Below are 11,271 nucleotides of genomic sequence, written 5' to 3' on the forward strand. Positions count from 1 at the left end.
AAATCGAAGCCATGCCTCAGCGCGAGCTTGAGGGGTGGCGCGAATTCTATGTGCTGTACCCGTTCGATGATCGTCACCGCTACCACAAGCCGGCAGCCGCGCTGATGGCAGTGCTGGGTGGGAAGTACGAAGAACGCATCGAATTTCTGTCGCCAACGCCGAAGCATGCCGGGATGTCTGAGGCAGACGCGAAGACGTTGCTTGCGTTCGGCATCAAGCCACACATGAGGCCTCACTAATGGCAACAGCCGGTTCCATCGTCATTGATCTTCTGATGCGCACCGGCTCTTTCGTGACGGATGCCGACCGCGCAGAGAAGGCTGTAAAGAAGCTGGAGAAGACCGCGCTTGCGATGGGCGCGGCGCTTGGTGCCGGCCTTGCAACTGCTGCCACGACCTTGACTGCATTGGTCAAGTCGTCCATCGACACCATGGACGAAATGAGCAAGACGGCGAAAGTCGTCAACATGGGCACCGAGGATTTTTCGAAGCTGGCCTATGCCGCCAGCTTTGCCGATCTCACTGTCCAGGACTTGCAGACCACCATCGGCAGGCTGACCAAGGCTCAGACCGAAGCCCTTGATAGCGGCAGCAAGCAAGCGCAGATATTCGATGCCCTTGGCATCAGCATCAAGGACTCCAATGGCAAGCTGCGCCCAACCATTGACTTGCTCTATGACTTTGCCGACGCGTTCAAAGCGCAGAAGGGGTCGCAGGAGGTTGTCACCGCAGGGATGGCCATCTTCGGCAAGAGCTTCCAAGGTCTCATTGACCTGCTGAAGGATGGCTCGCAGGGCTTGCGTGATGCAGGGGTCGAGGCACAGGCATTCGGCCAAGTCATCTCCGGCGAGGCAGGTTCGAACGCCGAAGAATTCAACGACAACCTCGCAAAAATGAAGCTCTGGGTTCAGGGCGTTGGCAATGCCGTCGCCGCCGACCTTTTGCCTGACCTGTTGCAGATGTCGGGCCAGTTCCTGGACAGCGCCAAGAGCGGCGAGAAGCTCAACGAGACTGCCAGCAGGATCGCAGATGGTCTGCGAGTGATTGCTACTGCAGCCGGCTATGTGGCCAAGGCATTTGACCTTGCCGGAACCGCGATTGCTGCATCCCTGGCAACTGCAAACGCCGGTGTCCTTGCCTTGCAGGGCGACTTCAAGCGCGCATTCGAAATGTTCGCTATGGGTCAAGACGGCCTAATCGCCAAGGTTAAGGCGTTTGGCGACGATGGATCGTCAGCGCCCAGTGCGCCCAAAGTGAATCTCATCGACCCGAGTGAGGGCTTGATTGACTGGAAGGCGCAGAAGGAGATGGAGTCCCGGCTGCAGAAGTTGTTCGACGGATCTGGCGAGGGTAAGGGCGGCGGCAAATCTGCAGCGCAGAGCGATGCGGAGAAGCTGACCAGCGCCTACAAGCAGCTGAACGAGCAACTGGCCGAGCAGATCGCGCTGCACGGCGACAACAGCGCAGCGGCCAAGCTGGAGTATGACTTGACGGTCGGGGGGCTCAAGGGCCTGACCGATGCGCAGAAGGAGGAGTTGCGCCAGAAGCAGGACAAGCTTGACCTGATGGACCTCCAGGCCGAAGCCGACAGGGCCGCATTGGACCTGTTCAAGAAGGAGCAGGAGGCGGAGGAAGATCGAAAGAAGGCCTTCAAGGACCACAAAGAAGACCTTGAGTTCGAACTGAGCTTGCTCACGCTATCCAACAAAGAGCGTGCCAAAGCCATTGAGCTGCGGTATGCCGGGGTGGACGCGGCCAGCGCCGAAGGAAAGGCCATTGGCGAGCTATCCGGCAAGCTGTATGACCAAACCCAGACCACCGACAAGCTGATCAGCCTGCAGGACGATCTGCGGGATGCGTTCGCCGACAACTTCTATGACGTGATCACAGGTGCGAAGAGCGCCAAGGACGCGGTGAAGGACTTCTTCGATTCTGTCGCGGACAGCATCTTGAAGATGATCACGCAGAACCTGACCAGCGCGCTTTTCGGGCAGCAAGGGCAGAACGGCGGCGGCATGTTCGGCGGTGCGATCTCCAGCATGTTTTCCGGGATGTTTGGAGGTGGCGGCGCCGGTGGTGCAGCTGCTGGCGGGGGCGGCTTCTGGAGTGGCGTGGCGTCGATGTTCGGTGGCGGCAAGGCCATCGGTGGCGATGTCCTTTCGGGTCGCGGCTATTGGGTGGGCGAAGAGGGGCCCGAGTGGTTCGCACCACGTGGGACGGGAACGATTGTGCCCACTGCAGTGGCCATGAACCAAGGACGTGGAGGCAAGCAGATCGTGCAGAACCTGAGCGTTACTGTGGCCGGTCGGCCCGATGGGCGGACACCGCAGCAGATCGCGCGAGAGTCGGGCAAGGAAGCGGCGCGGGCCATGTCGAGGACGGGCCGATGAACGGCGTTATCGACATGCGCCTTCCGGAGTGTGTGGCGTACGGCTTCCAGGGCGGGCCGGAGTGGAACACAAGCATCGTGGAGATGGACAACGGCGGGGAGGTAAGAAACGCGCAATGGATGTATCCGCGAATGCGGTTCAGCGCGTCGTTCAACAACCTTGGCGCCGATGGCCAGAGGGCGGTGCAGGCCGTGTTCTACGCCGCGCGCGGGCGTCTGTATGCCTTCCGCTTCAATGATCCCTTGGATTACGAAGCGGAAGGCGAGCCCATTGCTCCGAACATCGGGACTTCTGATCCGGTGCAGCTCACCAAGACCTACCGCTTCGGCCCCTCTGCTGCTGTTCGAAGGATTCAGGCCATTGTGAGCGCGGTGGTTCGCAACTCTTCCGGAGATATCGTGCCGGGCTCGCTCGATGCTGGAACGGGCTTGTTCGTTCCGGCCTTGCCCTGGGAATCGGACACGTACGAATGGTCCGGGGAGTTCGATGTGTGGGTTCGCTTCGATAGCGATTACAACGCCTTCACGTTGGGCGACCTGGATGCACACAGCGCCGATATCGAGCTTGTGGAGGTGCGGCGATGAAGCAGATCCCCATAGCGTTGCAGAGTCACCTGCAGCAGCCGGCTACGACTTGGTGCTTCCTAATGCGGGTGGCGTGCGTTGGCCGGTGGGCAGGTACGGTTCTGGGCTTCACCACGTTGGACGCGGATCTGGAATACGACGACGGGAAGGGGGTGGTTCGCTACCGGTCGGATAACGGCTTCAAGCCCGACCGCCTGCAGAGCGCAGCCGATTTCAGTGTCGGCAACACCGACATGAGCGGCTGGGTCACGGCTGATGGCATCACTGCGCAGGACGTCGCAGCGGGCATGTTCGATTACGCGGAAGTCACGATCTACCGCGTGAACTACATGGACCTGACCCAGGGCCACGAGTTGGTACTGTTCGGAACCTGCGGCCAAACCAAGACTCACCAAGACGCGTGGACAACTGAATTCCGCTCGCTGATGCAGCAAGCAAAGCAGACCATTAGCACGGTCTACTCGCTCACCTGCCGTGCGGAGTACGGGGACTCCAAGTGCCAGATGGCTTTCGTGTGGGAGCCGGGGGTGGTGGCTGCCATTGGCTCCGATCCGCGTCGCATGATCACCAGCTCGGGGTTGGCTCATGCTGATGGCTACTTCGACCTTGGCGTCATTGAATGGTTGACCGGTCGGAATTCGGGGTTGCAGTCGGAGGTGGACGAGTTCCTGGCCAACGGAGATATCCGGCTTTCGCTGCCAACGGGATTCCCCATCTCCGAAGACGATAAGTTTCGCATCCGTGAGGACTGTGACAAGACGTTCACCACCTGCAAGGCCAAGGGGAACGTTCTGCAGTTCCGAGGCGAACACCTCACGCCCGTCGCGGATACCGCGATCTCCGCGCCCGGCGCATACATCCCATCGGTGGACTCAGCATGAGCGAACAGATTGACATTGCGCGCTCGATGATCGGCGTGCCGTGGCGCCACCAAGGCAGGAACGCCGCAGTTGGGATCGACTGCGCCGGCTTGCTCATCTTGGCATTCGGCGTCCAGGGCGAGAAGCCGACGTATGGTCGCAACCCCTTTCAAGGACAGATGGAAGCGACGCTGCAGCAATACCTTGGCCAGCCACTTGCAGAGGGCGCGCAGATGCTGCCAGGAGACGCGGTGGCCATGGCCTACGCAGGGGACATCCGGCATTGCGGGCTGATCGCCGGAGAGCCGGGAGCCCTGACGCTGATCCATACCGATAGCACCCTGGGGCGGGTCACGGAACACCCGCTGGATGCCAAGTGGCTCAAGCGCATTCGACACGTCTACCGGCGAGGTGACACGTGAGTGGATCTTCCATCGGCGGCATAGTCGGCGGCGCCATTGGCTTCGTAGTCACTGGTGGCAACCCCATCGGCGCGCAGGTTGGCTTTATGTTGGGCTCCGCGATTGGCGGGTACATCGATCCGGTCAAGGTCACAGGCCCGCGCCTGTCTGACGCCATGGCGCAGACAAGTACCGTGGGAGGCGTGATCCCTTTCGGTCATGGGGTCTATGTCACTGCGGGAAACATCATCTGGCGGGACGTGCTCAAAGAACACAAGAAGACCGAACGGGGCGGCAAAGGCGGCGGGCAAAAAACCACCACGTACACCTACACCCGCAGCTATGCCGTTGGCGTGTGCCAGGGGCCCATCTACGGGTTCCATTGGATCAAGCGGAACGGCAAGAAGGTCTACACAACCAGCCCTACAGCGACTGCCGATGAGAGGACTTACAGCGCGAAGTGGTTGCGCAAGGCCACGCTCTATCTCGGCAACGAAGCGCAGATGCCCGATTCAACCATCGTTGCGGTGGAGGGGGTTGGGAATGTGTCTCCGAACAGAGGGCTTGCGTACATCGTTGTGGAGAATGACGACCTGACAGACATGCAGGGCGCCATTCCCCAATACGAATTCTGTGTCCGAGCCTCGCCGCCCGAGGCGTATCTAACGAGCCATGTGTATCCGCAGCATGCGGGTGAACGCGCAGGCATGGGGGTGCAGCTTGGGCTTGGCGTTCTAAGGGACTTGGTTGAAGACTCAAGCGTCACAGAGTCAAGCACCGTTGGCATTAGCTTCCAGGTGGCCCAGCTTCGGCAGCCTCAAGCATTTGCCACCGCAGACGATCAGAGCGCGATGGATGTGACCTTCCCCATTGCGACGCTACGAGAGCCGAAGGTGGTGTTGCCCCCAAGCGAAGAGGCAGCTGCCTCAGCAGTGTCGTTCCCGACCGCAACAAAGCGCATCGCTCTGGTTGCACACAAACAACCGGCTGAAAAGGCATCTGCCTCAATCTCCCTTCCGCAGGCGACTCTATATGTTCCGTGAATCCGATAACCTAAAGCGCTTCCAAGACTCGATTGTGACCGATATCAAGGCGAAAGCCGTGGCGTCGGCACGTTGGAAGGTGCGCGCCATGAAGGGGAATATGATTCTCCGCGAAACGCCATGGATGAAGAATGTGATCGTCAACCGGTGGTGGGATAGCCTCGCCACTACCCTTGGCTCCCTTGGTTTCAAGGGATTCATTGCTGGCGCCGGGACAGCGACGCCTGCTGTTACCGATACCGCCCTGCAAAGCTATCTTGGCGGCGGCAATGCGTTCCAATCCGCGAGTACCGTGATTAATTCGACCGTCGCGCCGCGTAGCATGACCACCTCCGTCACCATTCGCGGGGCGGAGGGTGCAGTTGTCGGAAACGTTGCTGAGCTGGCGTTGTATTGGGGCTCTACCGGTGGCACCCAGGCGCCTTCGAACACCGTGTCCATTTGCAACCGAGTTCGCGTAACGGATGAGCTTGGGGCACCCACCACGATCCAAGTCCAAGCCGACGAGTTCTTGGAGATCACTTGCGAGATGACATGGTTTGCTATCGACGGCGCAACCGGCGTTTGGCAGATGATGGATAAGGGTGTACTCAAGACGTTTAACTATGAAATCCGCCCTGTCTCCATGAATTCAAATGCTTGGAAGACCATCGGCATCAACTCGTCGGTGGTCCCTTTCAACCCATCCTCTTATATCAGCACAGCCAGCACGTCTAGCTACAACTCACCAAAAGCGCTCGCACAGACAACATTCGTAAATCCGTCTGCAACGGGCGCGTCTAATACGGAGGCGCCGGGGTGGAACGTAGCATCCAACGCGTTTGACAGTAACCAGTTGCTTGAAGCTTACGTGCCGGGCTCGCGTACCACCAAGCAAAGGATTCGCCTTCCGTTGAATAACGGCAACTTGGCCGCTCCCGGCATCCGGAGCATCATGATCCCGTTCGGTGATACCAGTGCTAACAGTTGTTGGTGCGTGCATCAAATGCTCTTGGATGGCCCGTTTGTAAAGACCTCCAACGAACTGTTGGATATGCCCATTACTGTTGTAAGGGATAACGCGTAATGCTCCCCCAAGGCGGCGGTCTATCTACCAAGGCGGCGATCAGCGGGTTTTCGTATCCAGTTAAGACGCCATTGCCCATCGACAATTTGCAGGATTGGGAACTCGCTGGAAAGTATTTGAATGATCCAAGCGAAGGGTTGCGGGTAAAGGTGTGGGCGGTGAAAGGTGTCAGGAACGCGGATACCGGAAGCATTGATGTTTTGGTAAGTGCGCCCGGTGGTGTCTCGCCGACAGAGGCCTCGCGCGTTTTGTTTAGCGGTGCCGATATCACGCAGCTTGCCTTGGCTTTTGACCAAAACATGAGTCCCTTTGTTGCGTACACGCAAGGGGACAGCGCCAAGATATATTGGTACGACCCGCTTGTGCCGGGAATGGCAGTTACGACGCTCCCTGCCGGTTCGTATGACCTTCGATGCTGCATGGATGAAAGGCGTGCGTTCAATGTCGCCAACAGCGATATCGTGCTTAGCTACATCCGCGATGGGAACCTCTGTGTTCGTTATCAGCGCGACAGGTATGCGAATGAGATTGTCCGTCGCGCAGGCGTAGGCACGTCGGCTCGACTTGTCAGCATGGCGATGAATCGCGGGGGTCGCATTCAATGGCGATTGCGCAATTACGAAAGGACCGATGACCCAGGCGCCCTCCATGTTGCTGACCCGTTCCTTGCCGATGTGGTTGAAGACCTCTACTTGAGGTCTGGAATTCAGAAAGGAGTGGTGGACGTCAGCTCCCTATTCGACTCCAGCGTGGAAGGCTTCAAGGTGGCCACTGAGGGCGGGGCTGATGTGATGGTCCAGGCGCTGCAGCAGGCCTACTTCTTCGATCCCACCGAGTGTGACGGAATGCTCCGCGCGGTGCCGCGTGGTGGCGACCCAGTCGCCGAGATAGGCCCGAACGACATGGTTGCGCGGGATGAGGGGCCCTTGACCTCCGACCGTGCGCAGGAGGCGGAGTTGCTGCGGAAGATCAACGTCACGATGCTTGATAGCTCTATCGACTACGTGACGAACAAGCAGACAGCGGAACGTAGAAGCTCCATCGTCAAGGCGAAGGCGGAACAGTCGTTTGAGATCCCGCTGACTGCCTCGCCAGATTTCCAGGCAACAGTTGCCATGCGTAAGCTGAAGGTCGCGTGGGGCGAACTCCAGAAGTACGAGTTTGAGCTTCCCATTGCCTTCTCCGCGCTCGTCCCTGCCGATGTCATCGTTGTGCGGGACAAGAAGGGCGACCCGCACCGCATGCGCATCATGGAGATCGAGGAGGATGGGGGTCACCTGATCGTTAAGGCGAGCGAGAATTCGCCCTGGGCCTACAACGCGCTAGCAGAAGGCGTGAAGGCAGAACCGCCAATCTCGACCACGCCGGGCCTGGTGGGCGACACCGTCGTGGCCATCTTGGATATTCCGGCGCAGCGGGATCAGGACGATGAGCTGGGGTACTACGTTGGGGCGGTTGGTACTGGGCGTGGCTGGTATGGCGCAGAGGTTCAAATGAGTACCGACGCTGGCGCCAATATCGGCCAGCGGCTGCAGGTGTCTATCCCCTCAGCCATAGGGGAGACGCTGACTCCGCTCCTCGGTGAAGTGTCTGCGGAGTACGCGTCGCAGCAATCGCTCAGGGTGAGGATGCCTGAGCCGCTTGAGTCTGTGAGCTACGAGCAGGTGCTTCGCTACAACAACAAGGCGGCGCTGCGCCGGCCTGACGGGAAGTGGGAGGTCTTGCAGTATCAAACCGTCGTGCAGACCGGAGACGACACCTTCGAACTCTCCGGCCTGATTCGTGGCCGGTACGCCACGTTGCCGGAGGCGGCGCCAGCAGGGGCCATGTTCGTAGTGCTGGATGAGTCGCTTGTGTTCGTGCAGGTGCAGCAGTGGATGACAGAAACGGCGGTGAGCTATCGGGCTATCAGCTATGGCCAGGACAGCGACGAGGTCGAATGGGAGTCGTTTACCGTGACTGAGCCTGCGAGCCAGCAGGAATGGCCAGTCCATTACGTTCGCTCTGTCCGTGACGGTGCCAACGCTGTGACGGTGAGCTGGGTTGGCCGCGCACGACTCGGCGTCGAGACGGCGCCACGGCAGAGCAAATACTTTGCCGGCTACCGGCTGACATACAGCGACGGTTTCACCGCCGACACCAAGGAAACGACACACACGCGGCCAGGGACGCCGGCAGGCGCAACGGTCAGCGTGGCCGCAATCAACACCATTACCGGGCTTGGCCCGGCCAGTGAGGCAATTCCGACATGAGTACTCCAAACCTCGGGCTTGAGCTTGTTCCATCCAACTCGCTGCAGCCTTCCGTGCCGATCAATGACGTGTTGCAGGTCATCGATGCCCTGCTGCAGCTGGCTGTGGAAGACAAGGATTTGAGCGCGCCTCCAGCAACGGTGGAGTCCGACTCCGGCAAACGCTGGATCGTTGGCGCCACGCCGACTGGTGCGTGGGCCGGGAGGGCGGGGCAGGTTGCTCTGTGTACCGGCGCAACGCTTTGGCGGTTCCTCGCGCCGCGCCCCGGCTGGGAAGCTGTTGTCCTAGATGAAGGAGCTTCCGGAACCCGCTACCGGTTCATGGCCGGGGCCTGGGCGCCTGTGTGATGGTTGAGGGCGGGCGCAACCTGTCCTACCATCCCGCCATCACCATGGAGGGATCGGTATGAAGGCACTGTTTCTTGCGTTCGCCCTCGTTGCGAGCATGGGATCTGTCTCGGCAGCTGCTTCCTCACCTGGCGATGTCAGGGTGCTTTATGAATACCCGCGGGACGTGCAGTACGAAAATCTCGGGGTAGTGGAAGTGGAGCATTACCGCGCGGGGTTTCGCGAGCCAAAGTTGGAAGATGCTTTGCCGAAGCTCAAGGAAAGGGCTGCGGCAATAGACGGCAACGCTGTGATCGTGCGTAGCCAGAAGGTGGACAACCTCACGAGTCGCAAGCTGTCTTTGACCGCGGAAGTATTGCGCCTGCGCACTGCAGATGTCGGTAACTAAACGAATCCCTGCAGGCTATCTTCTGGCGCTACGCCGAGCTTTACCAGCCACGTAGCGATCATCTCGCCCACTCAGCCGCCTGGGCACGGGCCTCGGCGGTTGAGTGGGAAAGGCTAGTCATGCAGTTTGAGCAGTCCCGCTCCACTTCTGGGTGGCTGCGAACTCCGCGGAGCGTTATGCCAATGTCCGCAGAGTTGGCTCACGACTCCAGCGCCGTCCTTCAGCTAGCTTTATGAACTTCGCCACATCCTCTGGGAATACGACTCCGTCGTCGGGCTCAATACCTCCCGCTGCGAGAATTTCGCGCGTGCCCTTGCATGCAGCAATCGCCTTGAGGTGACCAAAGGCATCCCTAAACCAGTCCACTGCTGCAGCGTCGCTGCTCAGCTTTTTTGCCTCTTCTAGGGTTAGCACGCTGGCAACGGCATCGAACAGAACCGAGGGAGTTCCCGCTAATTGCCCATCTACATCCAAGTCGCTACCGTCGGATAGCGTGATAGTGAGCGTAGGGGCAACCAGCTTTACTTGCGCGCCGGCTTTTTCAGCGGCCTTCTTCAAGCGTGAGATCGACGCCAGGTTCGTACCATTGGATACCAGAATTCCGATGCAACGACCCTGCAATGTTTTCAACATTTTCCCAATAAGGCCTAGTGCAGCAGATGGCGCCATATCTACCGGTGGCAGCGCCGCCTTGGCTATTGGGGGTAGCTTCTTCAGCCCCAAGCCGCTTGCCACTCGCCTTGCCAATTCGTCATCTACGATGCGCAGGTGAGAGATAGCTCTTTCGCGAATCGCGGCAGTTTCGACCTTGGACAACTCAAAGACGAATGCCGATGCAATGTGTGCCTGCTCTAGCTCGCTTTGACTGCGGAAAAACATGCGGGGCTGGGTGTAGTGGTCCGCGAACAAGTTTGGACGTAGGCGGAGCGTCCCCCCTTCAATAGTTGGAGCCTTGAATGTGGCGAATCCGCTGATCGATTCACGCCCGGTCGGCACGCTTCCAGCATCGAGTGAGTTGGGCTCGTATGCGACGCGTCCCCTAGGCGTGAGCGTTTGCATGTGCCCGTCGCGCTGATGATTGGCGAAGGGGCATTTTGGTGCGTTTATGGGGATGTTCGTGAAATTTGGCCCGCCCAAGCGCGAGAGCTGGGTGTCTAGATAAGAGAACAGTCGCCCCTGCAATAGGGGGTCGTTGCTGAAATCAATACCGGGGACCAGGTTTGCTGGACAGAACGCGACCTGCTCAGTTTCAGCGAAGAAGTTGTCGGGCCAGCGGTCTAGAACCATACGGCCTACGATCTGGAGAGGCACAAGCTCCTCCGGTATAAGCTTGGTCGGGTCCAAATGGTCGAATGGAAATTTCTCGGCTTCTTTTTCGGTGAAGAGCTGCACGCCGAATTCCCACTCGGGGAGATCGCCTTTGCTTATCGCCTCGTACAGATCACGCCGATGAAAATCATTGTCTGCCGACTGAAGCTTGACGGCCTCGTCCCATAAGGTGGATTGAAGGCCGAGCTTGGGTCGCCAATGGAATTTGACGAAAGTGGAATTTCCTTTCGCATTGATCAGGCGGAAGCTGTGGATTCCGAAGCCCTCCATCATACGTAGGCTCCTTGGGATACCCCGATCACTCATAGCCCAAAAAACCATATGGAGCGTTTCCGGCGACAGAGAAACGAAATCCCAGAAGGTATCGTGCGCACTTGCCGCCTGTGGGAATCCTCGATCTGGTTCCATCTTTACGGCGTGGATGAAGTCCGGAAACTTGATCGCATCTTGGATGGCAAATACAGGTAGGTTGTTGCCGACAAGATCGAAATTTCCCTCTTCGGTGTAGAACTTGACTGCGAAACCACGCACGTCTCTAGGCGTGTCAACGGAGCCTGCGACGTCCCCCCGGCCTGAGTAGAGGTCGGGTTTAGAGTCCGGTTTTGATCTTAT

11 protein-coding genes are annotated in these 11,271 nt (G+C 59.0%); 10 read left to right on the forward strand and 1 reads right to left on the reverse strand.

Translation table 11 applies throughout. From position 1 onward, the window contains the following. The first annotated feature begins 11 nt into the window (after positions 1–11). The 10 genes from RT460_RS14300 to RT460_RS14345 are packed head-to-tail and all read left to right on the forward strand — an operon-like array spanning position 12 to position 9,330. Positions 12–239 (forward strand): hypothetical protein, encoded by a 228-nt coding sequence (locus RT460_RS14300; RefSeq protein ID WP_313319590.1) that lies wholly within the window; start codon positions 12–14, stop codon positions 237–239. Beyond that, a complete protein-coding gene (locus RT460_RS14305; protein ID WP_313319591.1) occupies positions 239–2,389 on the forward strand; it encodes a hypothetical protein in 2,151 nt (716 codons plus the stop codon). Before RT460_RS14300 ends, RT460_RS14305 begins: the two co-directional genes overlap by 1 nt. Beyond that, positions 2,386–2,973 (forward strand): DUF2460 domain-containing protein, encoded by a 588-nt coding sequence (locus tag RT460_RS14310; RefSeq protein ID WP_313319592.1) that lies wholly within the window; start codon positions 2,386–2,388, stop codon positions 2,971–2,973. Before RT460_RS14305 ends, RT460_RS14310 begins: the two co-directional genes overlap by 4 nt. Next, a complete protein-coding gene (locus RT460_RS14315) occupies positions 2,970–3,854 on the forward strand; it encodes a DUF2163 domain-containing protein (protein ID WP_313319593.1) in 885 nt (294 codons plus the stop codon). Before RT460_RS14310 ends, RT460_RS14315 begins: the two co-directional genes overlap by 4 nt. Further along, positions 3,851–4,255, forward strand: a complete 405-nt coding sequence (locus RT460_RS14320) for an NlpC/P60 family protein (protein WP_313319594.1) — start codon at positions 3,851–3,853, stop codon at positions 4,253–4,255. The genes RT460_RS14315 and RT460_RS14320 overlap by 4 nt, the downstream gene beginning before the upstream one ends. Beyond that, positions 4,252–5,277: a hypothetical protein gene (locus tag RT460_RS14325; protein ID WP_313319595.1), complete on the forward strand. Its 1,026-nt coding sequence runs from the start codon at positions 4,252–4,254 to the stop codon at positions 5,275–5,277. The genes RT460_RS14320 and RT460_RS14325 overlap by 4 nt, the downstream gene beginning before the upstream one ends. Continuing rightward, positions 5,267–6,343 (forward strand): hypothetical protein, encoded by a 1,077-nt coding sequence (locus RT460_RS14330; protein ID WP_313319596.1) that lies wholly within the window; start codon positions 5,267–5,269, stop codon positions 6,341–6,343. Before RT460_RS14325 ends, RT460_RS14330 begins: the two co-directional genes overlap by 11 nt. After that, entirely contained in the window at positions 6,343–8,595 is a 2,253-nt protein-coding gene (locus tag RT460_RS14335; protein ID WP_313319597.1) for a phage tail protein, read from the forward strand. The genes RT460_RS14330 and RT460_RS14335 overlap by 1 nt, the downstream gene beginning before the upstream one ends. Next, complete coding sequence (locus tag RT460_RS14340) at positions 8,592–8,942, forward strand: DUF2793 domain-containing protein (protein WP_313319598.1); 351 nt, start codon at positions 8,592–8,594, stop codon at positions 8,940–8,942. Before RT460_RS14335 ends, RT460_RS14340 begins: the two co-directional genes overlap by 4 nt. 58 nt (positions 8,943–9,000) lie before the next feature. Then, positions 9,001–9,330, forward strand: coding sequence for a hypothetical protein (locus tag RT460_RS14345; protein ID WP_313319599.1), 330 nt, complete (start codon positions 9,001–9,003; stop codon positions 9,328–9,330). A gap of 174 nt (positions 9,331–9,504) precedes the next feature. Here the strand turns inward: RT460_RS14345 and RT460_RS14350 are convergent. After that, positions 9,505–11,271 (reverse strand): catalase (locus RT460_RS14350; protein ID WP_313319600.1); only part of this gene is annotated, 1,767 nt, incomplete at its 5' end.

The sequence above is a fragment of the Stenotrophomonas sp. genome (genome assembly GCF_032061965.1).
GTDB lineage: Bacteria > Pseudomonadota > Gammaproteobacteria > Xanthomonadales > Xanthomonadaceae > Stenotrophomonas.

Bases quoted from the DNA above. Each gene is read 5' to 3' on its own strand.
- RT460_RS14300 (WP_313319590.1), top strand. From the start codon at position 12: ATGCCTCAGCGCGAGCTTGAGGGGTGGCGCGAATTCTATGTGCTGTAC.
- RT460_RS14305 (WP_313319591.1), top strand. From the start codon at position 239: ATGGCAACAGCCGGTTCCATCGTCATTGATCTTCTGATGCGCACCGGC.
- RT460_RS14310 (WP_313319592.1), top strand. From the start codon at position 2,386: ATGAACGGCGTTATCGACATGCGCCTTCCGGAGTGTGTGGCGTACGGC.
- RT460_RS14315 (WP_313319593.1), top strand. From the start codon at position 2,970: ATGAAGCAGATCCCCATAGCGTTGCAGAGTCACCTGCAGCAGCCGGCT.
- RT460_RS14320 (WP_313319594.1), top strand. From the start codon at position 3,851: ATGAGCGAACAGATTGACATTGCGCGCTCGATGATCGGCGTGCCGTGG.
- RT460_RS14330 (WP_313319596.1), top strand. From the start codon at position 5,267: ATGTTCCGTGAATCCGATAACCTAAAGCGCTTCCAAGACTCGATTGTG.
- RT460_RS14335 (WP_313319597.1), top strand. From the start codon at position 6,343: ATGCTCCCCCAAGGCGGCGGTCTATCTACCAAGGCGGCGATCAGCGGG.
- RT460_RS14340 (WP_313319598.1), top strand. From the start codon at position 8,592: ATGAGTACTCCAAACCTCGGGCTTGAGCTTGTTCCATCCAACTCGCTG.
- RT460_RS14345 (WP_313319599.1), top strand. From the start codon at position 9,001: ATGAAGGCACTGTTTCTTGCGTTCGCCCTCGTTGCGAGCATGGGATCT.